Genomic DNA, 22,742 nt, shown 5'->3' on the forward strand with positions numbered 1-22,742 from the left:
GAGGATCCCCGTGCAGAGATCCGCGGAACCCCCGAGCCCGGCCGCGGCCGTCCCGCTCGACCAGTCCCGCGCCCGTCGTGCATCCACCACGGCGGCAGACATCCCGGGCGCCGGCACCCGCCGCCTGGACTCGCTGACCGGGCTGCGCTGGTGGGCGGCGTTCGGCGTGTTCGCCTACCACTACCGGAACGTGGGCGACTTCCCCGGGCTCGGTCTCGCCGGGGTCGGCTACACCGGCGTGATGTTCTTCTTCGTGCTGTCCGGCTTCGTGCTCACCTGGTCCGCGCGGCCGGGCGTGACGATCCCGCAGTTCTGGAGCCGCAGGGTCGCTCGGATCTGGCCCGCCCATCTCGTGGCGCTGCTCGTGGCGATCCCCGTCTTCTACGCGGTGCTGGGGCCGTCCGCCGGCTCCTGGCAGAAGGAGTTCACCTGGCTTCCGATCGTGCTGTCGGTGGTGCTCCTGCAGGGGTTCTTCCGCGACACCGCGATCTCCATGGGAGGGAACCCGGCGGCCTGGACGCTGTCCTGCGAGGCGCTGTTCTACTTCCTGCATCCCTTCGTGAACCGGGCGTTCTCGGCGATGCGCGGCCCGGCGCTCGCTGTGGTCGCGGTGATCGTGGTGGTCCTCGGCGTGCTCTCCGCGTGGCCGGGGAACACCCTGCCCGCAGCGTTCGTCTTCCTGTGGCAGTTCTTCATCGGGATGCTGGTGGCCCTCGTCATGCGCCGAGGGCTGCGCATCTCGGTCCCGTGGGCGGTCCCGATCGCCATCGGCGCGGTCGTGATCCTCGGATTCTGGTTCCTGATCCATGGGCCGCTGGCGGGAACGGCCACGCAGCCGGTGCAGTTCATGGTCCGTTTCGCGCTGCCGATCATCTACGGGCTGATGATTGCGATGTTCGCATCGATCGACCTGGCGGGACGCGCCTCCCCGATGCGGTGGCGGCCCATGGTCATCGGCGGGGACATCTCGTACGCCTTCTATCTCGTCCACGCGACGGTGCTCTACGCATTCCGCGAGGTCGGAGGCCGCAACGACAGCCCGATGCTCGCCCTCATCCTCCTGCTGGCGAGCATCGGCGCCGCCTGCATCCTCCACTACGGGGTGGAGCGCCCTCTGGAACGCGTCCTGCGCCGGTGGGGTGATCGTCGCTTCGGCCGACCGGACCTGCGAGCATCGGAGCCGGACCGGACCGGAGCGCGGTGAGGCCCGGGAGATCGCGGACCGACCTGCCTCACTGCGTGGCGCAGTCGATCTCGATCAGCCGCGAGTGGTCGGTCTCGAAGACCACCGTGCCGATCTCCGGGCCGATCATGTCCAGAGCGGAGAACTCCTCGGAGAAGGCGTAGAGCCGACGGTCCTGGTAGATGTAGCCGATCCCCTTGGTGCCCAGGAGACGGCAGGCCGCCGGATCCGTGGCGGCGTTCTCCGCCGCCTCCATCACGGTGCGGTCGGCGGTCGTCAGGGACACGCCGGCCACCGGGAAGTACACGTCCAGCCCGAGGACGGCGTACATGTGGGATGCGCCGGAGAACGGGCTCGCGAGGATCGCCCCGTTGCCGCGGATCTCCTCGGCATGCGCGGTGAACGCCTCCACCTCGTCGTGCTGCAGGAAGCGGCCGCGGCCCGGGTACTCCCAGGACAGGTTCTTCGCCGCGTCGGCGAAGCGGATCGGCACGGAGGTGCCGGCGAGGACGATCGCAAGGGCTGCGAGGGCCGCTGCGAGCGGCCGGCGGACCGTGGTCCCCGGGCGGGCCACGACGTGCCGGAGCACCTGGAGGCCCGGCACGGCGAGGAGGGTCGTGAGCGTGGTCAGGGGCAGCGCGATGCGGTCCTGCCCCCGATAGAACAGGGCCGAGAGGTTCCAGGAGGAATCGACGGCCGCGTCGTAGTACAGGATCGCCACGATGAGCCAGGCCGCTGCGAGCCAGCGAGGGCCCGATGCCGCCGTGCGGAACAGGCCCGGCCACCACAGGATCGCGATGACCACGCCGATCGTCATGGGCCACACCGTCAGCAGACCCAGGGCGATCTCCCCGAACGCGGACCACCAGGGCACCACGAGCCCGCCGCCGTACCCGGTGACCATCGACGCCAGGGGCGTCCACGCGAGCACGGCGATGGGGACCAGGGCCAGCGCGGGGGCGAGGGCGAGGACCGGGAGGCGCCGCCACAGCGGCATCCCGGTCACCCCTGTCAGCACCGCGAGGAGGATCAGCGCCATCACCGCGACGTTCGGATGCATGAGGGCCAGGCCCGTACCGCCCGCGGCGAGCATCAGCAGGGACGCTGCGAGTCGGCGCACGGGCACGGGAGCCGGCAGCTCCGGGTGCGCGTCCCGGCGGCGCAGGCGGATGCGCACCACGCGCAGCACGTCGCGCCACAGCACGACCGCTGCGGCGAGGACTCCCGGCATCATCGAGAAGCCGACGAGGTTCGGCGTCGGCGAGAGGTGCACCCACAGGTCGATCGGGCTCGCCGGCGCCAGCGCCGCGATGATCGCGGCCGCGGCCGACGCCCAGCGCACCCGCGGGAAGACGGCCCGGGCGAGCACGGCGGTGCCCAGGATCCACGGGACGATCGCGAGCGCGAGGACGGCGCCGTTGAGGACGACGGGAACCGGCGCCGAGGGGACCAGCGAGGCCAGGGCGTGGAACGCGCCGGGGTACGTGCGGGGGACGCCGGCCGAGTTCGAGATCGATCCGATCACCAGGCTGGAGGCGTTCCCGGTCTCGCGGATCCGCTGCAGGGCCGAGAGGTGGTAGAGCGCGTCCCAGCGCTCCAGGACGCGGTCCGCGCTGCCGGCGGCGACGGCCACGGGCACCACGGCGATCGCCGCCGCGCCGAGCGTCCACCATCGGCCGAAGGGGATCACGGAGAGCAGCGGGACGCGCTCCTGCAGCGCGGTGCCGTGCAGCTCCAGCCCGGCCCGGCGCAGGCCCCAGGCCGCGCCCGCGGCCCCGAGGGAGCCCAGGGCGTACGGGAGCAGCGACCAGTTCAGCCCGGCGGCGCCGGCGAGGATCGCGGTGGTCCCCGCGATCGCCGAGGCGATCGCGGGGGCGATCGCGAGGGAGAGCAGCCGGTGCGCGCCGGCGAGGCGTGCGACGGCATACCCGGGGACGTACACGGCCACCAGGACCAGTGCGGCGCACCCCAGCAGGAGCAGCAGCGTCGTCATGCCCGCGCCCCGCTCACGACCCCTCGGCCCGCGGGGTCCCGCCCAGGGAGCGGGCGCGGTAGTCGACGGGGGGCTCGGCCTCGTCCAGGGCGATCCGGCGCGCGAGGTAGGTGGTGCGCTTCTCCGTGTTCTTCGTGCGGGCCTCCTGCAGGGCGAGGAAGCCCAGCAGCACGACGACCGTCGCGTACAGCAGCAGGTCGCTGCCGCGGCCCACGCCCACCAGGTTGGCGACCCGGGTGGTGATCGAGGGGAAGGCGACGGCGACCACCGCGAACAGGGCGAAGGCGATGATCAGCAGGCGGCGCACGGCCAGCTGCTTCGCCCCGCGGGTGCGGAACAGCCAGGCCGTGATGCCCAGGATCCCGAGGATCAGCAGCACCTGGATGATCAGGGCGCTGCGCGGACCTCCCGAGATCGGGCCCAGGGCGAGGATCAGGTCGGCGCCGGTCACGGGGTCAGGCGTCCTGGTCGGCGAGGTGGGTCGAGGCGCTGCCGTCGCCGAGCACGAGGCGGGGGGTGCCTGCCCACTTCTCGGCGGTGGTGATGTTGCGGCCGTCGATCAGCAGGCGCACCCCGGGGACGTCCGCGCTGGACAGCTCGCGGTACTCCGGGTGGTTCGTCTGCACGATCACCAGGTCCGCGCCCTCGCCGATGTGGTGGGCGGCGAATCCCAGGCCCGCCAGCTCCTCGTCGGAGTAGAAGGGGTCGTGCACCGTGACCTCGGCGCCGCGCTTCGTGAGCTCCTCGACGGTGGGGAACACGCCGGAGAAGGCGGTCTCCTTCACCCCGGCGCGGTACGCCGCACCGAGCACGACGGCCTTCAGGCCGGTGAGGTCGCCCAGCAGGCCCGCGGCCCGCTCGACCAGGCGCGCCGGGACGGAGGCGTTGAGCACGCGCGCGGTGCGCACGGTCTCGGCCTGCGGGTCGGTGGAGAGGTACAGGCGCGGGTAGACGGGGATGCAGTGCCCGCCCACGGCGATGCCGGGCTGGTGGATGTGGCTGTAGGGCTGCGAGTTCGAGGCCTCGATGACCTTGTACACGTCGATCCCGTTGTCCTGCGCGTACAGCGCGAACTCGTTGGCCAGGCCGATGTTCACGTCGCGGTAGGTGGTCTCGGCGAGCTTGGCCAGCTCGGAGGCCTCCGGGGAGCCGAGGTCCCACACGCCGTTGGGGCGGGGCAGGTCGGGCCGCTCGTCGAAGGTCAGCGCCGACTCGTAGAACTCGCGGGCGCGGCGGGTGCCCTCCTCGCTGATCGCGCCGATCAGCTTGGGGTACTTGCGCAGGTCCTCGAAGACGCGGCCGGTCAGCACGCGCTCGGGGGAGAACACGGCGAAGAAGTCCTCGGACTCCTTCAGCCCGGAGATCTCCTCGATCATCGGCACGAAGCGTCCGCGCAGCGTGCCCACCGGCAGGGTCGTCTCGTAGGAGACGAGGGTGCCCGGGGTGAGGTGCTCGGCCAGGGAGCGGGTGGCGCCGTCCATCCACGCGAAGTCCGGCTCCCAGGTGGCGTCGTCCACGAACAGCGGGACGACGATGACGACGGCGTCCGCGCCGGGGATGGCCTCGGCGTAGTCGGTGGTCGCGCGGAGGCGACCGGCGGGGACCAGCTCGGCGAGCTTCTCGGCCAGGTGCGCCTCGCCGGGGAAGGGCTCCTCGGCACGGTTGATCAGCTCGACCTGGCGCTCGCTGACGTCGACCCCGATCACCTCGTGGCCGGCATCTGCGAACTGGACGGCGAGCGGCAGGCCGATCTTCCCGAGGGCGACGACGGCAGTCTTCACGATGGTGCTTCTCTCTCTCGCGGCGAAGGCGGGCCCTGCACGGGCCGATGCGTCTGACAGGGTATCCTCCTGGCCGGGGTCGTTCACCCAGGCGGGGCCGCGTGGCCCGTGACTGTTCCCACCGCGTGGCACCCGGCCTGCGATGGGCGGGACCCGCAGGACCACCCCAGCAGCAAGGCGAGGAGCGCACATGAGCGACGCCCCCGGTGCGGACCGCACCTGGTTCGTGATCCCTCTGTTCAACGAGGGCCCGGTGATCGGCGAGGTCGTCGCCCAGCTGCGCGAGCGGTATCCGCTGGTGGTGTGCGTGGACGACGGCAGCAGCGACCGCTCCGCGGCGATCGCCGCGGCCGCCGGGGCGGCCGTGGTCCGCCACCCGTACAACATGGGGCAGGGCGCGGCGCTGAAGACCGGCATCGACTACGCCCTGCGCGACCCGGCGATGACCCAGGTGGTCACCTTCGACGCGGACGGTCAGCATCAGGTCGACGACGCCGCCGCCATGATCTCCCTGCGCGAGAGCGAGGGCGTGGACGTGGTGCTGGGATCGCGCTTCCTGGACGGGCGCACCAAGCCGGGGCTGATCAAGCGCATCGTCCTGCGCGGCGCCGTGTGGTACTCGAACCTCACCAGCGGGGTGCACCTCACCGACGCGCACAACGGGCTGCGGGTGCTGGGGCGCTCGGCCTGCGAGCGCATCACCATCGAGCAGAACCGCATGGCCCACGCCTCCGAGATCGTCGAGGAGATCGGCCGCCACGAGCTGACCGTGCGCGAGCACCCGGTGCACATCCTGTACACCGACTACTCGCGCGCCAAGGGGCAGTCCGTGCTGAACTCGGTGAACATCGTCATCGACATGCTCTTCCGCTGATCTCCGCGGTCCCGGCGAGCCCCGGGGCTCAGGCGGCGGGGGAGGAGACGATCAGCCCCTGGTCGGTGCCGGCGAAGGGGCCCGGCAGCACCCACAGCGGCTCCTCGGCGCCGTCCGCGCGCACCCCGAGGCATTCCACGGGCTCCAGCTGCGAGAAGTCCAGCGCCTGCGTGCAGCGCACCGCCGTGTACGTCGTGACGGGGGCGGTCAGGGCGCTGCCCGAGGTGAGGGTGCGCAGGGCGTCCTCGCCGAGCTGATCGGCCGGGACGGGGGCGGCCCCGTACATGCTGCCCATCGGCAGCGCGGACAGGACCCGGTCCTCGCCGAGCGCGAGCGAGGCCTCATCGCTCAGGCGCACGTCGACGGTGAACAGCACGGCCCTGCGCGGCCCCTCCCCGGCCGGACCGGGAACCTGCACCCCCTGCCCGACCCAGACCGCGTCCTCCTCGCTCTCCCCGCCGAGGGGCGCCCCGCAGGTCTGCGGGTCGCCGCCGTCGAGGTCGAGCGGGCCGTCGCACTCGGCCGGCGCGCCCAGGCGGTCCTCGAGCACGGCCGCGAGGGCGTCGGCCTCGAGCCGCGGCCCGCCCGGCTCGGTCGCCAGCAGCACCCGCGGGTGCAGCTCCGGCTCCGCGACGCCGCCGCCGTCCGACGCACCGCCGTCCGACGCGCCGCCCCCGTCGGAGGGTCCGCCGATGCCGCCGTCGGCCGGTGCGGTGTCGGTCTGCGAGGCCGGACGGGTGGTCTCCGCCGCCGGTCCGGGATCCGGGGCGCTGCAGGCCGTCGCCGCGACGGCGAGGAGGCTCATCGCGGCGGCGAGCCGGAGGGCGCTGCGGGGCGGGGTCCAGGCGGTCATCGACGTCCTCGTCTCGTACGGGGGAGCTCTCGTGCCGGCCGCAGGGCCGGAGCTCGGATCAGGGGATGGCGCGGCGCGCTCGCCGCGACCTGGCCAGCGGCCGCTCAGCTCGCCGGGGCGGGCTGGGCGGTGCCGTCCAGGATGGAGCCGAAGAACGCGGAGATGTCGTTCTCGTCGGTGAGGATGGCCACCCCGGAGTGCTTGGTCGGGTAGGCGGGGTCCTCGATCGGCATGGTCAGGGCCGTGCCGCCGTTCATGGCGCCGCGCATCGAGAGCCCCATCCGGCCCACGTCGACCAGGCCCGTCCCCTCGCTGGTGCGCAGCGAGGCGGAGCCGGCCCCGGCCAGGCGGACCTGGGTGACGGGGTTGAGCGCGACCGAGGGACTGGTCACCCGGTCCATCAGCGCCGAGACGAACTGCTGCTGGCGCTGCTGGCGCCCGAGATCCGCGGTGGGGTCGAAGTAGCGGGCGCGCACGAAGGCCAGCGCCTGCTCCCCGCCGACGTCATGGCAGCCCTCGGTCATCTTCAGACCGGACTTCTCGTCGTCCACGTCCTGGTCGATGCACAGGTTGACGGTGCCGACGGCGTCGACCACGCCGGTCACGCCGTCGAAGCCGACCTCGACGTAATGGTCGATGGTCATGCCGGTGAACTGCTCGACGGTCTGCACCAGCAGCGAGGGCCCGCCCATCGCATAGGCCGCGTTGAGCTTGTAGCCGCCGTGGCCGGGGATGTCCACGAGCGTGTCCCGGGGGAGGGAGACGAGGTACGTGTTCCCGTTGCGGGCCTTGTGCAGCAGCATCATCGTGTCGGCGCGCTGTCCGGTGGTGCCGTCGTCGGAGACGGCCTCCCCGTCGCGGCGGTCGGAGCCGGCGATGAGCCAGGTCGTCCCCGGGGTCCCGTCGGCGTCGCTGAGCGCGTCCACGTGCTCGATCCGGGAGTCCGCCCAGAGTGCGAGCCCGGCGAACCAGCCGCCGGTGATGATCAGCAGCAGCACCAGCAGCGTGGCCCCCAGGCGGATCGGTCGCGGCACGCGCGAGATCCCCGAGCGTCCGCCGCCCCGCCGTCCGGCGCGGCCGCCTCCGCCGCCGTGCCGCTCGCGCGGCGGCCCCGGTCGCCCGGGGAGGGCCTCGTCCCGTGTGGCGCCGTCCAGGGCTCGGTGGTCGACGCGGGTGGGCTCCTCGACGCCGGCCGCCCCGGCGGCCCGCGGGGGGAGCGGCGCGCGCCCGGCGGAGGCCCAGGCCCGCTGCTGGGAGGCGGCGTCGCCGGAGGCCGACGACGGCACCGGCCGTGCGCTGCCCCCGGCCCGGGCGCGGCTGGCGGAGGGGCGTCGCGGCGCACCGGGGCGCTGCCTGTCTCGGCGGTCGCGTTCGTCCACGATGATCCTCCAGCTGGGGTCCGGATGCGTCCTGCGGCGGCGTGCCGGGGCGTGCCGCGCGCTGGCCAGGGTAGCCCGTGGGGGCGCCGGGGCCCTCCCGCGTCCTGCACGGGACGGCGATCTCCGGGGAACCTTCACACCGCGGGAGGGCGCCCCGGGGGCACGTCCCCGGTCACGCCCGGGGCCCGTCGCACGTGCTCCGCATGCGCTCCACGGAACCTTCACGGCTTCCTCGCGCGGGCTCGGCCCCGCCTGGGACCGATGACCCCCGAGCCTCCGTAGACTTCAGGGGCGCCGCCCGCTCCTCGCCGGCGGCGCCCGGCACCTGCGTCGCGCCCGCGCGCAGGGGTCCGGGATCGACAGACCAGGTCCGACAGCCCAGGAGGCCCCGTGATCGAGCAGCGCGGACCGGCCCCGGCCGCCGAGCCGGTGGTGGTGGCCGTCGTGGTGGCCTACAACCGCGAGCAGCTGGTGGGCCAGTGCCTGGACGCCCTCGCGCAGCAGACCCGGCGCCCCGACGCCGTGGTGGTCGTCGACAACGCCTCCACGGACTCCTCGGGCCGCATCGCCGATGAGCATCCGGTGGCCGCGGACGTCCTGCATCTGCACCGCAACGTGGGCGGGGCCGGCGGGTTCGCGGCCGGGATCGCCCGGGCGCTCGAGGTCCATCGGGCCGACTGGATCTGGATCATGGACGACGACACCGTCGCCCGGCCCACGGCCCTGGCCGCCCTGCTGGACGCCGCCGCCGCGTCTCCCGTGCGGCTGAGCCTGCTCAGCTCGCGCGCCGTGTGGACCGACGGCCGCGACCACCCGATGAACACGCCGCGCACCCGCTGGCGGGCATCGGCCCGGGAGCGGGCCGACGCCGCGGCCATCGGGGCCCGCCCGATCCGGACGGCGAGCTACGTCTCGGCGTTCCTGCGCGCCGAGGACGTGCGTCGCCTGGGCCTGCCGTACGCCGACTACTTCATCTGGTCCGACGACTTCGAGCACACCGGGCGCCTGCTGCGGCGGGGGCGCGGCGTGCACGTGGCCGCCTCCGTCGTCGAGCACCGCACCAAGGCCTTCGGCGACGCGCAGACGGATCCGGGAGACCGCTTCTACTACGACGTGCGCAACCGCCTCTGGGCCCTGACCCGCACCCGATCGTTCACCCCGGTCGAGCGCATCCTGTACGGCGGCAGCACCGCCCGCGGCTGGCTGCGGCTGCTGCGCGCCCGCCCCCGTCGTCTGGGACCCGTGGCGCTGCGCGGGCTGCGCGACGCGCTGCGCGGCGGGCCGCGCCCCTCCGCGAGCGTGCTCGCGGGATCGGACCCGGAGGTCGCGGCGAGCATCGCCCGGATCGAGCGGGAGGCCGGACGCACATGAGCTCGCCGTTCACCGTCCTGGTGCCCCTGTGGCGCGGGGACGCCCCCGACCGCTTCGCCGACGCCCTCGCCTCGGCGACGACCTCCCAGAGCCTGCGGCCCGACGAGCTGCTCGTGGTCGTGGACGGCCCCGTGCCCGAGGACCTCGAGCGGGTCCTGGTCGACGTCGAGGCGGGCCGCTACGGGCCGGCGCGCGTGCGGCGATGCCCCGAGCACCGCGGCCTCGCCCCCGTGCTGCAGGAGGGCCTCACGATGGCCCGGACCGAGCTGGTGGCCCGCGCCGATGCCGACGACCTGTGCCGGCCCGAGCGCTTCGCCCGCCAGATCCCGCTGATGGACGAGCTGGACCTGCTCGGCAGCGCCATGCAGGAGTTCTCCGACGAGCGCCCGCCGGGGCGGGGGCCGCTGCGCCGCCGCCCGCTCACGCACGAGGCGATCCGGGACTACCTCCCCTTCCACAGCCCGTTCCATCACCCCACGGTGGTGATGCGCCGGGAGGTGGCCCTCGCGGCGGGCGGCTACCGGGTGCTGGACCACCTCGAGGACTACTGGTTGTGGGAGCGGATGCTCCTGGCCGGGGCCCGCACCGCGAACCTCCCCGAGGTGCTCGTGGACTATCGCGTGGATGCGCGGCTGTTCGCCCGTCGCGGCGGCTGGCGCATGTTCGCCAGCGACCTGCGCCTGCAGCGGATCCTCTGGCAGGACCGGGTCACCACGCCGGGGCAGATGCTGGCGAACATCGGCCGCCGCGGCGCCTACCGCTTCGCGCCGGGATGGCTGCGCCGCGTGGGCTATCGCACCGTCGTGGAGGGCGTTCTGTGACCCTCCTTCCCTCCCGCCCGGCCTCCCGGCGCGGGTCCCCCGGGGCCGCGGACCCGCTGGGCTACTGTGGCCCTGTTCGCAGCCCGAGAACCGAAAGGCACACCCGTGGCGACTCCTGACCTCCTCATCGTCGGATCCGGACTGTTCGGACTGACCATCGCCGAGCGGGCGGTGGAGCAGCACGGCGCCAAGGTGACGATCATCGACCGGCGCGACCACCTCGGCGGCAACGCCTACTCGGAGCGCGACGAGGCCACCGGCATCGAGATCCACAAGTACGGCGCCCACCTCTTCCACACCTCGAACACCCGGGTGTGGGACTACGTGCGCCGGTTCACGGAGTTCACGAACTACCAGCACAAGGTGTACACGAACCACCAGGGCGTGGTGTACCCGATGCCGATCAACCTCGGCACCATCAACCAGTTCTTCCGCGCCGCCCTCACCCCCGACCAGGCGCGCGAGCTCATCGCCGAGCAGGCCGGGGAGCTGGCCGGCACCGATCCGGAGAACCTCGACGAGAAGGGCATCTCGCTGATCGGCCGCCCGCTGTACGAGGCGTTCATCAAGAACTACACCGGCAAGCAGTGGCAGACGGACCCCAAGGACCTGCCCGCCTCGATCATCTCGCGCCTGCCGGTGCGCTACACCTACGACAACCGCTACTTCAACGACGCCTACGAGGGCCTGCCCGCCCAGGGGTACACCGCCTGGCTCGAGCGGATGGCCGACAACCCCTCCATCGACGTGCAGCTGTCCACGGACTTCTTCGACACCGATCAGCCGTGGAACAAGGACGCCGTGCGCGGGCGGATCCCGGTGGTGTACACCGGGCCCATCGACCGCTACTTCGACTACTCGGCGGGCACGCTCGGCTGGCGCACCATCGACCTGGAGACCGAGCATCTCGAGGTCGGCGACTTCCAGGGCACCTCCGTCATGAACTACGCCGACGCCGAGGTCCCCTACACCCGCATCATCGAGCCGCGCCACTTCCACCCCGAGCGCGACTACCCGCGCGACGCCACCGTGATCCAGCGCGAGTACTCCCGCTTCGCGGAGTCCGGGGACGAGCCGTACTACCCGATCAACGCGGCCTCGGACCGCGAGACGCTGCTGGCCTACCGCGAGCTGGCCGATGCCGAGCCGCGGACCCTGTTCGGCGGACGCCTGGGCACCTACCAGTACCTGGACATGCACATGGCGATCGGCGCGGCCCTGTCCATGGCCGACAACAAGCTGCCCGACCTGCTGCGATCCTGAGGAGCACCCCTGTGAGCACCACCCCCACCGCGACGCCCGCCGGCCACCGCCTGCTGCAGCGGCTGATCCTCCCGCTCGAGCCGACGCCGGACGTCGTCCCGCTCTACATCGAGCAGACCACCGCGCACTCCACCTCCGCCGGGTCCTTCGGCCTCGGCTCGGAAGCCGCCGCGCCCCGCGGGGACGGCGCCGGCGGCCAGCGGACGTCGATGAGCCACTCGCAGGTGGACGTCGGCGATCTCAGCGCCCGGCACAGCGCCCCGGTCCCCGCCGGGGCGATGCGCTCCTTCGGCACCTACTTCAACGCCTTCCCCGCCGGCTACTGGCGGCGCTGGTCCCGCGTACGCGAGGTGACCCTGACCGTCTCGACGGTGGGCCGCGGTCAGATCGTCGTGTACCGCTCCAACGCCCGCGGGTCGATCCAGCGGCAGGACTTCCGCCCCGTCGAGGGCGTCAGCGAGAGCGTGTTCACTCTGCCGCTGGAGGCCTTCGGGGACGGCGGCTGGTATTGGTTCGACGTGTACGCCGGGGCTGAGGACATCACCGTCGCCGGCGCCGCCTGGAGCGCGGACGCCTCCCTCGCCCGCACCGAGGGCACCTTCTCCATGGCCATGACCACGATGAACAAGGTGTCCTACTGCCTGGACAACATCCGGGCGCTCGCGAGCAACGAGGACCTGCGCGCGGTGCTGGACGTCATGTACGTCGTGGACCAGGGCTCGGACCGGCTGCGCGACCACGCGGAGCTGGCCCCGCTGCAGGAGGCGATGGGCTCGCAGCTGCAGATCATCGAGCAGGGGAACATCGGCGGCTCCGGCGGCTTCTCCCGCGGGATGTACGAGGCGGCCACCGCCAACTCCTCGACCTACGTCGTCAACTGCGACGACGACATCGTCATCGAGCCGGAGTCGCTGCTGCGCCTGAAGACCTTCGCGGACTTCGCCCGCACGCCCACCATCGTCGGCGCGCACATGTTCGACCTGAACAACCGCTCCGTGCTGCACACCTTCGGCGAGATCGTGGACCCCTGGCGGATCCAGCCGGCGCTGCCCTCGGCCGACGGCACCCTGGGCCACGACTTCGCCCTCGAGCCGCTGCGCTCCACGCCGTGGCTGCACCGCCGCGCGGACGTGGACTACAACGGCTGGTGGATGTGCATGATCCCCACCGAGACCGTCCGCGCCATCGGCCTGGCCCTGCCCGTGTTCATCAAGTGGGACGACGCCGAGTACGGCCTGCGCGCCAAGAAGGCCGGGTACCCGACGGTGTCCCTGCCGGGCGCGGGCGTGTGGCACGTGTCCTGGATCGACAAGGACGACCTGGTCGGCTGGCAGGCCTACTTCCACGAGCGCAACCGCATCATCACCGCCCTGCTGCACTCCCCGTACCCCCGCGGCGGCCGGGTCGTGAAGGAGTCGCAGTTCATGGACGTCAAGCACCTGATCTCCATGCAGTACTTCACGGAGGCGGGGCGCCTGCTGGCCCAGTCCGACGTGCTGCGCGGGCCCCACGTCCTGCACGAGGAGATCGGCACCAAGCTCCCGGCGATCCGCGGCATGGCGAAGGACTTCGACGACGCCGTCGCCCGCAAGGACGCCGACCAGTACCCCGAGATCCACGTCGACAAGCCGCCGCGCAAGGGACGGCCCTTCACCGAGCCGCACCGCGCGCTGCTGCCGCTGTGGACGGCCAAGACCCTGGTCAAGCAGCTGGTCGCCCCCACGCAGGAGCGCGCCGCGGAGAACCCGCAGGCCGCCATCCCGCACCAGGACGCCCGCTGGTGGCGCCTGGCCCACTACGACAGCGCCCTGGTCTCCAACGCCGAGGGCACACAGGTCTCCTGGTACAAGCGCCGCCCGGAGACGGTGCGCAGCATGCTCACCACCGCCATCGGCGCCCACGTGGAGCTGTACCGGCGCTGGAACGAGCTGCAGAAGCAGTACCGCGATGCCGCCGGGGAGATCACCTCCTTCGCGGCCTGGGAGCGCACCTTCGCCGCCAACCCCGCCCCGCAGCGGGAGAAGGACAGCGCCGCCGGGGGCAGGACCGCGTGAGCGAGGCCATGACGAGGCCGGCGGTGCGCGGTCCGTCCCGGGCCGAGCGCGCCGAGGGCTGGCGCGCGCCCGGGACCGACGCCGGCTGGCTGAACCCGGTGACCGAGCGCTTCCTGCTGCGCCTGCTGGTGAAGAAGGAGCTGCGGGTCCGCTACCGCGGCAGCGTGCTGGGCATGGTGTGGAGCTACGTCAAGCCCGCCGTCCAGTTCGTCGTCTTCTACATCGCCCTCGGCGTCTTCCTGCAGCTGTCCAAGGACACCCCGGCCTACGCCGTGTACCTGTTCAGCGGCATCGTGGTGGTGAACCTGTTCGGGGAGGTCTTCGGCAACGCCACCCGCTCCATCACCGGCAACGCGCCCCTGGTCTCGAAGATCTACCTGCCCAGCCAGCTGTTCCCCTGGTCGAGCATGATCGTGGCCCTGGTGCACTTCCTGCCGCAGCTGGTGGTGCTGGTGGTCGGCGCGCTGCTGTACGGCTGGCGGCCCTCGCCGACGTCCGTGGCCGCCTTCGCCCTGGGCATGGTGATCCTGCTGGTGTTCACGATGGGCCTGGGGCTGCTGGGCGCGGCGCTGAACGCCGCCTTCCGCGACGTGGAGAACTTCGTGGACCTCATCGTCATGGTCGCCACCTGGCTCTCCCCGGTCCTCTACCGCATCGCGATGGTGCAGGAGGCCATCGGCGGGACCGTCCTGTGGTGGCTGTACCAGCTGAACCCGCTGACCATCGTGGTCGAGCTGTTCCATGTCGCCTTCTGGCGCTACGGCCCCCACGTCGTCGCGAAGGTCCCGGCGGACCCGACCCTCACCCAGCCCGGGGAGCCCTTCGGCCTGTGGTGGGCGGGACTGCTGATCGCCGCGGCGACCTTCGTCGTGGGCACCGTCGTCTTCGAGCGGTCCAAGCGCCGCTTCGCCCAGGAGCTGTGATGACCCTTCCTCCTCCGGACGCCCCCGGCCCCGGCGGCGGCGCCGGCCCCGTGACGCCCGCCGCCGCCCGCGAGATGGTGCGCGTCCAGCATGTCTCCAAGCGCTTCTCGCTGCGCCACGACCACTCGCTCAAGCAGCTGGTCTTCTCGGCGCTGCAGCGCAAGAAGCTGGCCGACACCTTCATGGCCCTGGACGACGTCGACCTCACCGTGCGGGCGGGGGAGACGGTCGGCCTGATCGGCTTCAACGGCTCGGGCAAGTCCACCCTGCTGAAGACCATCTCGGGCGTGCTCTTCCCCGACGAGGGGCGCGTCATGCTGCGCGGCAGGGTGGCGGGCCTCATCGAGGTGGGCGCCGGATTCCACCCCGACCTCTCCGGCCGCGAGAACGTCTACCTCAACGGCGCGATCCTCGGCATGTCCCGCCAGCAGATCGACGAGCGGTTCGACGACATCCTCGCCTTCAGCGAGATCGAGCAGTTCATCGACACCGATGTGAAGTACTACAGCTCGGGCATGTTCCTGCGGCTGGCCTTCTCGGTGGCGGTGCACACCGATCCGGACATCTTCCTGGTCGACGAGATCCTCTCCGTGGGCGACGAGCCCTTCCAGGCCAAGTGCCTGGAGCGGATCCGCGAGCTGCAGGAGGCCGGGCGGACGATGGTCGTCGTCTCGCACGAGCTGGACATGCTCGAGTCGCTGTGCAGCCGCATCGTCGTGCTGCGCGGCGGCCGCATCGTCTTCGACGGCGACCCCGTCCAGGCGGTGCGCACCCTGCGCGAGTCCTGATCCGGGACAGGGCCGTTCAGGTACGGGCCCGATGGGGGCGCGCGGGCAGCACCCCGTCGGCGCCCGGGAGCCCGCCCAGGGCAGGGGCCGGACCGGCGACGCCGCGGCCGGAGATCAGCGCCGCCACCGCCGCCGCCGGCTCGTCGAAGCCGTCCTGCTCCAGCAGCAGCGGCCGGGGCAGCTCCCGCTGTCCGGCAGGCTCCGCGCCGCCGGCGAGATCCTCGTGGATCTCCGGGCCGCTCCACGCCGGCAGGACCGCCACCAGGACGTCCGCATGCGCGCGCACCTCCTGCACCCAGTCGTGGGCCAGCGGCGGCAGCGTCCCGGAGAACCGCATGGCGAGGGAGACGGCGTCCACGGCGAGCACCTCCTCGGCATCGGCGGCGGGGCCCGCCTCCGGGCGGTCGGTCACCGCGACCCGTGCGGCCTCGCCGGGGCCGAGCGCATCGGCCGGCACGACCCGGGCGCCCAGGGACCAGGCGGCCACGGCCAGGACCAGGCGCTTCCAGTGCGGGGCGAGGTCGATGACCACCAGGTCCCCGGGGCTCAGGAGGAGCTCCTGATCGAGGTGGTTGACGCTCTTGACGATCCAGTTGGCCAGCACGTGCCCGGACAGCTCCACCCGTCCCGGCTCGCCGTGCCAGGCGAGCGCGGGCCGCGGCCCGAGCGCCTCGAGAGCGCCCAGCAGCCGCGCGGCCGGACGGTCGACGCGGGCGCCGCGCTCCGGGACGGAACGGTCGGGGCCCGTCTCCCGGGAGGGGCCGGGGCCTCGCAGCTCGGGGGTCATGGCGTCTCCTGGTGGTCGTGCGCGGGGGAGCGGTCGGTCGCGCCCCCATCATCCTCGCCCGGCAGGTCGATCTCCACCGCGACCGCCGGCAGCGGGGACCAGTCGTGCTCGGCCGCGAGGGCGGTGCGCACCCGCTCCGCGAGCGCGCCCGCGGCCAGCAGCGCGGCCGGCGCGGCGCCGGCGGGGCGGATGCGGATCCGCTGCGGGCCGACGAGCTCGGCGGAGGCGGCCGCCGGGGCCCCGGTCCCCCCGCCGGCCGCCGCGGGGGAGGACCCGCCGCGGGGCACCAGGGCGACCTCGAGCGCCCGGGCTATCCGGATCGCCGGCTCCTCGGGGTCCATGCGCGCCACGGGCTCGGACTCCGGGGGCAGGCCGAGGGCCTGCCACACCGACTCCAGGGACGGGCGAGCGAACCAGTCCTCCGGGGGCAGGCGGTTCAGATCGCCGGCCGGGACGGCGGGGGAGAGGGCCCCCGGCACCCCGCGCACGAGGGCCGCGGGCACGGCGGAGGCCTTGCCCTTGACGAGGTCCGCCGCGGCGGCGAGCTCGTCGGCGAGGTCGCGCACGGTCAGCGAGAGGGTGCGGCCGCCTGCATCGGCGGTCCCACGCAGGTCCTGGAGCGAGGCGACGCCCGCGCAGCCCAGGGCGATGTCGCCCACGCCCCGGCGCCAGATCCGCGAGGACGTGTCGGTGAGGATCACGCCGATCCGCGGGGCGGGCCCGGTCCGGGAGGCCAGCTCCAGCAGGCGGTCGCGCAGCCGTCCGGCCTCGGCGTCCGGGTCCTCGGGCAGCAGCAGCAGGCCGTCGGGGGCGTTGGACCCGTCGATCCCCGCCGCGGCCATCACCGCGCCGTGCGGGGTCTGGACCACCGAGGTGACCGTCCGGTCGTGCCGGCGGCGCGCCACCAGGCGGACCGTCTGCGCGGCGATGGCCTCCTGCTTGCCGGCGGGGTCGATCACCAGGCCCAGGGCCTTGGAGACGACCTTGGTCGACACGCACAGCACGTCCCCGTCCGCCAGCCCCGGCCCGTCCGGGAGCTCGAGGGCGCGCAGCAGCAGGGCGGCCAGGTCGTCGCCGGGGGCGACCTCGGGCACGCCGTGCAGCGGGAGCACCTCGACCCGGCCCGGCCGGGGCGCGGCGGGCGGGAGCGGTGCGGTGCGGGGGTGCGTCTCCATGGTGCTCCTGGGGGCGGCGGGAGGGCGGGAGGTGGGCGGCAGGTGCGGTGATGCCGGGCACGGCGGCCGAGGCCGCGGCGACGGCGGGCTTGACGGGCGGGAACTACACCGGTGTATTTTAGGGCGACGCGAGTGCATGCTCCGCAGCATCCGCATCCAGGTCCGTCAGCCGCCGGATCCTGGAGACCTCAGGTGGAAGGACAGGTGCCGATGGACAGCAATCAGCCGGAGGATACCGCCCCCGTCGAACTGAACCTCCTGAGCTTCGCCGACGTCGAGGGCGACGAGGCAGAGCTGTCATGGCAGGAGCGGGCCCTGTGCGCCCAGACCGATCCCGAGGCGTTCTTCCCCGAGAAGGGCGGCTCGACCCGAGAGGCCAAGAAGGTCTGCGTCTCGTGCGAGGTGCGCGCCGAGTGCCTCGAGTACGCGCTGGAGAACGACGAGCGCTTCGGCATCTGGGGCGGTCTCTCCGAGCGCGAGCGCCGCAAGCTCAAGCGCCGGGCCGTCTGACGCGGCCGCCGCGCTGGCCGTGACCCACCGCATCGTCACCGCCGTCGTCCTGCTCTCCCCGCGGGACACGCCGACGCATCATCGGGAGACCTTCGCGGCGCTCCAGGCGCAGACCCGACCTCCGGACCGGGTCGTCGTCGTCGCGCCCTCGGACCTCCCCGACGGCACCGAGACGGTCGTGGACGAGGCGTTCGACGCCGGCGGCATCGACGAGCTCCTGCGCACCTCGGCGGCGGTCGGCCATGTCGGGGCCGTGCGGCACGTGCTGGACCTGCTCGCCGACCCCGACCGCCTGCCGCCCGTCCGGCGTCCCGTCGAGCAGGAGGCCCCGACCTCCGGCAGCGGCCGCCGCGCGCTGGACATCGACGTGGACGAGGCCGTGCGCCGCGAGCTCAAGGAGGCCGACACGATCGCCCAGGTGCCCGTGCGGCTGCGCGAGCGCACCGGGGCTCCGGGCCGCCGCGGCGCCGGCCGGCGCCGCGCCCTGGACGGCGACTCCTGGCTCTGGTTCGTCCCCGAGGACTCCGCCCCCGGGCGCCGGGCCCTCGAGGAGCTGCTCGAGGTCGTCGGGCGCTCGCCGTCGACCGCCGTGGCCGGGCCGAAGCGGGTCCGCCACCGCGACGCGGTGCCGCTGTCCCAGCACCTCCTCTCGGCCGATGACGCCGACGGGCTCGTCGACGTCGGCCTCACCCTCACCCACGGCGGCCGCATCCATACGGGCGTCGAGCCCGGCGAGATCGACCAGGGCCAGCTCGACTGGCGCGAGGACGTCCTCGCCGTCGCGCTGCCGGGGATGCTCGTGCGCGAGTCCACGCTCGTGGACGTCGGCGGCTTCGACGCGGCGCTGCCCGCCCCCTGGGCGGAGATCGACCTCTGCCACCGGGTCTGGCGCGGCGGCGAGAGGGTCGCGGTCGTCGCCGCGGCGCGCGCCGTCTCCCCGGCGCCCCCGGGCGACGAGGCCGCCAGACTGCGCGAGCACCGCCGCGGCCAGCTGCTGACGCTGCTGAAGCACCGCCCCCTGCCGTACGCGGTCCTGTTCCTGCTGCTCACCCCGCTGATGACGCTCGCCCGGATGCTCGGGGCGATCGTCGTGCACCGCCCCCGGCTCGCCGGCGCCGAGGTGATGGCATGGATCGCCATGCTGCGCGGCACCCCGCGGGCGCTCGCGCAGTCCGCGGTGATCTCGCGGCGATCCCCCGTGCCGCGCCGGCGCCTGGCGCCGCTGTACCTCCCACGCGGCGAGGACCTGCGCCAGCAGATCGACACGGTGTGGACGCGGCTGTTCGCCGATGACGACCGCACCCGTCGGATCCGCCGCACCACCTGGGGGATCTCCGGGACGACCCATGGCGCCGACGACGCCGACTTCGGCCGTCACGGCGTCTGGACCCTGGTGCTGGCGCTCGGCGCGACCTGCATCTCCCTGATCGCCCTGCGCTCGCTGTTCGGGCGCGGCGACCTGGCCGGGCCGTCGTTCCTCCCGCTGCCCGAGGACTGGCGCGAGACCGCCCAGGCCGCCTGGTCGAGCTGGATCCCCGGAGATCTCGGCGCGCGAGGGCCGGCGGATCCGCTGATCCGCCTGCTGGGCTCGGTCCCGGTGCCGGGAGGCCTCCTGGTCGAGGCGATCGTCTTCACGGCCGTTCCGGTCTCCGCGCTCGCCGCCTGGTGGGCCGCCGGGGCCCTGACCCGTGCCATCGGGGCCCGCCTGGCGATCGCGGTGGTGTGGGCGAGCGCGCCCACGGTGCTGTCCGCCCTCGCCTCCGGGGCCTGGCAGGCGCTGCTCGTGCACATGCTGCTGCCGCTGCTGGCCCTGGCCGTCGGCCGGGCGATCGGCCTCCCGCACCGCGTCTCGCAGGCGAGCGTCTCCGCGGCCGCCGCCGGCGGGCTCGTGCTGCTGGTCATCGGCGCCGCCCAGCCGGTGCTGGTGCTGGTGACGGCGCTGGCCCTGGCGCTGCTCGCGCCCTCCGTGCCCGGCCGCCGCAGCCGCCTGATCTGGGTCCTGGTGCCCTCGATCGCGCTGCACCTGCCGTACATCGCGCAGTACGTCCACCACCCGGCGACGCTCCTGGCCGGGATCCCGGGCACCCCCGCCGGGCAGCAGAGCGGGATCACCGTGATCTCCCTGTGGCCCGTGGTGACCCCGGCGTGGCAGCTGCTCGCGCCCGTCCTCGGCGGCACCACCGCGGCCATGCTGCCGGTGCTGCTGCTGGCGCCCGTGGTCCTCGCCGCCTGCGCCGCACCCTTCCTCGAGGGCGATGCCGCCCGCGCGGGCCGCCTGGCCCTGCTGGTGGCCGCGGTGGCCCTGGCCCTCGCGGTGCTCGCCGCGCGCACGCCGATCGCCGTGGAGGACGGCGCGCTGCTGTCCGCCTCCCAGCACGGGCTGGTGAGCATCGCCCTGCTCGCCGTGCTGCTGGGCGCCGGGTGCACCTTCGACGCCCTCGCCCGCCGCGGCCCCACGATCTCCCGGCCCCGTCGCGTGCTGTCCCTCGGCGCGGCATGGGTGATGGCCGCGGTGTGCACGGCGCTCGTGGTGGGCTGGTCCGTGGGGCTGCCCGCCGTGCTGGGGCTGCATCGCGACACCACCGTCGAGGTTCCGGCCGCGGCCGCCGACAGCGGCCGCTCCGGGGACCGCCAGCGCGTGCTCGTCCTGCGCGCCGCAGGCCCTGATCAGGTCCGGGCCCAGCTCGTGGTCGGCGGCGGCGACTCCGCGATCGAGCACTCCGGCTTCGCCGAGGCGCGGATCCTCGACGCCGTCGCGGAGGACGGCTCCGTCGGCACCGATCCCGGCACCACCGCCCTGCGCGAGTCCGCCGCCCAGCTGCTCAGCTCCTCCCCGCCGGATGCCGCGTCCGTGGACGCGATGCGTCTGCTGGGCATCGAGTACATCGTCGTCCCCGGCTCCCTCGGGGAGCAGGAGGCCCTCGCGAGCGCGCTGGACAGCTCGCCGCGGCTGGAGAAGGTCACCCAGACGACCACCGGCGGCCTCTGGCGGCTCGTGGACAGCGCTCCGCGCGCCTGGGCGGGCCGGACGGGGCAGCAGGCGGGAGCCTCCGAGACCGTCCCGATCGGCAGCCAGGTCATCACGGCCGAGGGCACCGTCGACGCCGCGGACGAGGAGCAGGTCCTCGTGCTGTCCGAGCGCTTCGACGCCGAGTGGACCGCGACTGTCGGCGGCACCGAGCTGGAGGCCGTCCGCCTGGACGACTGGGCCCAGGGCTTCGTGCTGCCCGCCGGCACCGGGGGAGAGGTCCGCATCGAGCGGGAGCAGCCCTTCCGCCTCCCGGCACAGATCCTGCTCGGCGCGACGGTCGTCCTCACCGCCCTGACCGCGGTGCCCTGGCGCCGCCGCGGCGTCCGCACGGAGGTCCCCTCATGAGCATCGCGCGCCGGCCCCTGCTCGGGGCCCTCAGCCTGCTGCCCCTGGTCGGGGCCGGGGCGGTCGCCCTGTCCTCCCGCGGCACGCCCGGTCTCGGCGAGATCGTGCGGCCGCAGTCCGTGGCCGCCCCCGGCGCCCTCACCCTCCACGCCGAGGGGCCCCTCACCGTCCCGGCCGCGATCCTCGAGGCGGGCGGAGGCGACGAGGAGTTCGCCGTGGTGCCGCCCAGCCCCGACATCGGCATCGGCGCGGTGGCCCTGGAGGAGGACTCCTCGCTCCTGTTCGGCCGCGTCAGCACCAGCACCACGCTGCAGGACCAGGACGGCAACCCGCTGGCCCCGAGCATCGCCGTGACCGACGAGGACGGCGCCGAGACCGCCGCCGAGCCGACCGCCCTGGGCCTGGGCGCCCTGGCCCTCGCGGTCCCCGAGCTCGCCGGCGCCCCCGTCGCCGTGCTCGCCGCGGCCGACGGCGGCCTCCCCGTCGCCGACGCCGTCCAGAGCACCCACACCGACACCGGCGACTTCCGCTCGCTCTCGCTGACGCGGATGCTGTCCCCGGTGGTCGATGCGTCCTTCCTCGGCATGGGGACGCTGCCGGGGACCACCTCGGTGCTGGTGCTGCGCAACGTCTCCTCCCGTCCCGCGACCGCGGCGGTCCAGGTGTGGACCCCCGACGGCCCCGCCGCGATGCAGGGCCGCAGCCAGATCGTCGTCGCCCCCGGGGCGGAGCAGCAGCTCCTGCTGGACACCGTCGCCGCCGGTCAGCAGGCCGTGGGCCTGCGCGTGGTGACCGTGGGCGCGCCCCTGCTGATGCACGTGAGCACTGCGGAGCGCGACGGCCTCACTCCCCGCGGCGCCCAGATCCTCTCGCCGCTGCCGCCGGCGGCGCCGTCCCCGATGATCCCCGGCGTGCACGTGAGCTCCGCCGAGGAGCCGCCGCTGCTGGTGCTCCAGAACCCCGGCGGCACCGGGGCGGCGGCCGATGTCACCGTGCTCGGCCCCGCCGGTGCGCTGCCCCTGGCAGGGCTCGGCGGCCTCGAGCTGCCCGCCGGGACGGTGCTCGCCGTCCCGCTGCCGGTCACCGCCCCGGGCGACTACGTCGTCCGGGTGCAGGCCGACCGGCCGATCGACGCCGTGGTCCGCTCCCGCGCGCCGGGGGCCCGCCTCCCCGGTGGGACCCTCGGGGTGCAGGCCGACCTCGCGATCGCCGGCCCCGCCCCCGCCCTGGGCGGCGGCGCCGTGCTCGCGCTGCCGGCGCTGGGGCCCTTCGGCCTGCTCGCCCTGGCGGCCACCGAGGACACCTCCGCCACCGTGATCCCCGTCGGCGCCGATGGGGGCGCCGGGGACGTCATCGAGCGCGACGTGCCCGCGGGGCGGATCGTGACCGTCCCCGCGACCGAGCTGACGGGCACCACCGGCACCCCGGCCGGCCTCGCCATCACCGCCGGGGCGGCGCGGGTCCTCCACGCGGCCTGGGTGCAGGTCGAGCACGACCCGGCCCTGGGTCCGCTGCTGTCCACCTGCACCGTCGCCCCCGCCCGTCGCGAGACCGGAGCCCTGGCCGTCCAGGTCCGCTGAGCCGCGCGTCGGCCCCGCCGGCGCCGCAGCC

Annotated in this window: 18 protein-coding genes; 11 read left to right on the forward strand and 7 right to left on the reverse strand. The window is 74.1% G+C overall.

Features of this window, described 5'->3' with window-relative positions; genetic code table 11:
* Positions 1–10 precede the first annotated feature (10 nt).
* Positions 11–1,204: an acyltransferase family protein gene (locus tag BF93_RS11710; RefSeq protein WP_051486885.1), complete on the forward strand. Its 1,194-nt coding sequence runs from the start codon at positions 11–13 to the stop codon at positions 1,202–1,204.
* Positions 1,205–1,232: 28 nt separating this feature from the next.
* On the opposite strand, the gene BF93_RS11715 is transcribed toward BF93_RS11710, so the two are convergent.
* Genes BF93_RS11715 through BF93_RS11725 form a run of 3 tightly spaced genes read right to left on the reverse strand, consistent with a single transcriptional unit; the run spans position 1,233 to position 4,957 of the window.
* Positions 1,233–3,176 carry a DUF6541 family protein gene (locus BF93_RS11715; RefSeq protein WP_038372852.1) on the reverse strand — a complete coding sequence of 648 codons (1,944 nt, stop codon included), beginning with the start codon at positions 3,174–3,176 and terminating at the stop codon, positions 1,233–1,235.
* A 13-nt stretch (positions 3,177–3,189) separates the two neighbouring features.
* A complete protein-coding gene (locus BF93_RS11720; RefSeq protein WP_084148506.1) occupies positions 3,190–3,627 on the reverse strand; it encodes a DUF2304 domain-containing protein in 438 nt (145 codons plus the stop codon).
* Between the two features lie 4 nt (positions 3,628–3,631).
* A complete protein-coding gene (locus tag BF93_RS11725; protein ID WP_038372854.1) occupies positions 3,632–4,957 on the reverse strand; it encodes a nucleotide sugar dehydrogenase in 1,326 nt (441 codons plus the stop codon).
* A gap of 190 nt (positions 4,958–5,147) precedes the next feature.
* Between BF93_RS11725 and BF93_RS11730 the strand changes: the two genes are divergently transcribed.
* Positions 5,148–5,831: a glycosyltransferase family 2 protein gene (locus BF93_RS11730; protein WP_038372856.1), complete on the forward strand. Its 684-nt coding sequence runs from the start codon at positions 5,148–5,150 to the stop codon at positions 5,829–5,831.
* Positions 5,832–5,859: 28 nt separating this feature from the next.
* On the opposite strand, the gene BF93_RS11735 is transcribed toward BF93_RS11730, so the two are convergent.
* Together BF93_RS11735 and BF93_RS11740 are read right to left on the reverse strand one after the other, a co-directional pair.
* Positions 5,860–6,684, reverse strand: a complete 825-nt coding sequence (locus tag BF93_RS11735; protein ID WP_038372857.1) for a hypothetical protein — start codon at positions 6,682–6,684, stop codon at positions 5,860–5,862.
* Positions 6,685–6,788: 104 nt separating this feature from the next.
* Complete coding sequence (locus tag BF93_RS11740; RefSeq protein WP_232226349.1) at positions 6,789–7,718, reverse strand: LCP family protein; 930 nt, start codon at positions 7,716–7,718, stop codon at positions 6,789–6,791.
* A 735-nt stretch (positions 7,719–8,453) separates the two neighbouring features.
* Between BF93_RS11740 and BF93_RS11745 the strand changes: the two genes are divergently transcribed.
* The 6 genes from BF93_RS11745 (at position 8,454) to BF93_RS11770 (ending at position 15,283) form a co-directional block, all read left to right on the forward strand.
* Positions 8,454–9,434 carry a glycosyltransferase gene (locus tag BF93_RS11745; RefSeq protein ID WP_232226350.1) on the forward strand — a complete coding sequence of 327 codons (981 nt, stop codon included), beginning with the start codon at positions 8,454–8,456 and terminating at the stop codon, positions 9,432–9,434.
* The gene (locus BF93_RS11750) at positions 9,431–10,255 is read left to right on the forward strand and encodes a glycosyltransferase (protein WP_038372858.1); all 825 of its coding nucleotides are present in this window, start codon (positions 9,431–9,433) and stop codon (positions 10,253–10,255) included. The genes BF93_RS11745 and BF93_RS11750 overlap by 4 nt, the downstream gene beginning before the upstream one ends.
* Before the next feature lie 105 nt (positions 10,256–10,360).
* Positions 10,361–11,518, forward strand: coding sequence for a UDP-galactopyranose mutase (gene glf, locus BF93_RS11755; RefSeq protein WP_038372859.1), 1,158 nt, complete (start codon positions 10,361–10,363; stop codon positions 11,516–11,518).
* 11 nt (positions 11,519–11,529) lie between these two features.
* Complete coding sequence (locus BF93_RS11760; RefSeq protein ID WP_051486886.1) at positions 11,530–13,572, forward strand: glycosyltransferase; 2,043 nt, start codon at positions 11,530–11,532, stop codon at positions 13,570–13,572.
* Positions 13,573–13,580: 8 nt separating this feature from the next.
* Complete coding sequence (locus BF93_RS11765; protein WP_038372975.1) at positions 13,581–14,495, forward strand: ABC transporter permease; 915 nt, start codon at positions 13,581–13,583, stop codon at positions 14,493–14,495.
* 74 nt (positions 14,496–14,569) lie between these two features.
* The gene (locus tag BF93_RS11770; protein ID WP_038372976.1) at positions 14,570–15,283 is read left to right on the forward strand and encodes an ABC transporter ATP-binding protein; all 714 of its coding nucleotides are present in this window, start codon (positions 14,570–14,572) and stop codon (positions 15,281–15,283) included.
* A gap of 16 nt (positions 15,284–15,299) precedes the next feature.
* On the opposite strand, the gene BF93_RS11775 is transcribed toward BF93_RS11770, so the two are convergent.
* Positions 15,300–16,070, reverse strand: a complete 771-nt coding sequence (locus BF93_RS11775; RefSeq protein WP_232226352.1) for a TIGR03089 family protein — start codon at positions 16,068–16,070, stop codon at positions 15,300–15,302.
* On the reverse strand, positions 16,067–17,245 hold the full coding sequence (locus BF93_RS20230) for a coenzyme F420-0:L-glutamate ligase (RefSeq protein ID WP_051486887.1): 1,179 nt from the start codon (positions 17,243–17,245) through the stop codon (positions 16,067–16,069). The genes BF93_RS11775 and BF93_RS20230 overlap by 4 nt, the downstream gene beginning before the upstream one ends.
* A 210-nt stretch (positions 17,246–17,455) precedes the next feature.
* Here BF93_RS20230 and BF93_RS11785 point away from each other — a divergent pair, with 210 nt between their 5' ends.
* From BF93_RS11785 to BF93_RS11795, 3 genes are read left to right on the forward strand one after another with little or no spacing between them, the layout of a single operon-like run.
* On the forward strand, positions 17,456–17,755 hold the full coding sequence (locus BF93_RS11785; RefSeq protein WP_038372861.1) for a WhiB family transcriptional regulator: 300 nt from the start codon (positions 17,456–17,458) through the stop codon (positions 17,753–17,755).
* 19 nt (positions 17,756–17,774) lie between these two features.
* Entirely contained in the window at positions 17,775–21,131 is a 3,357-nt protein-coding gene (locus tag BF93_RS11790; RefSeq protein WP_038372862.1) for a glycosyltransferase family 2 protein, read from the forward strand.
* The gene (locus tag BF93_RS11795) at positions 21,128–22,711 is read left to right on the forward strand and encodes a DUF5719 family protein (RefSeq protein ID WP_038372864.1); all 1,584 of its coding nucleotides are present in this window, start codon (positions 21,128–21,130) and stop codon (positions 22,709–22,711) included. Before BF93_RS11790 ends, BF93_RS11795 begins: the two co-directional genes overlap by 4 nt.
* The last annotated feature ends 31 nt before the right edge of the window (positions 22,712–22,742 follow it).

It is taken from the genome of Brachybacterium phenoliresistens (assembly GCF_000576425.1).
Classification (GTDB): Bacteria; Actinomycetota; Actinomycetes; order Actinomycetales; family Dermabacteraceae; genus Brachybacterium; species Brachybacterium phenoliresistens.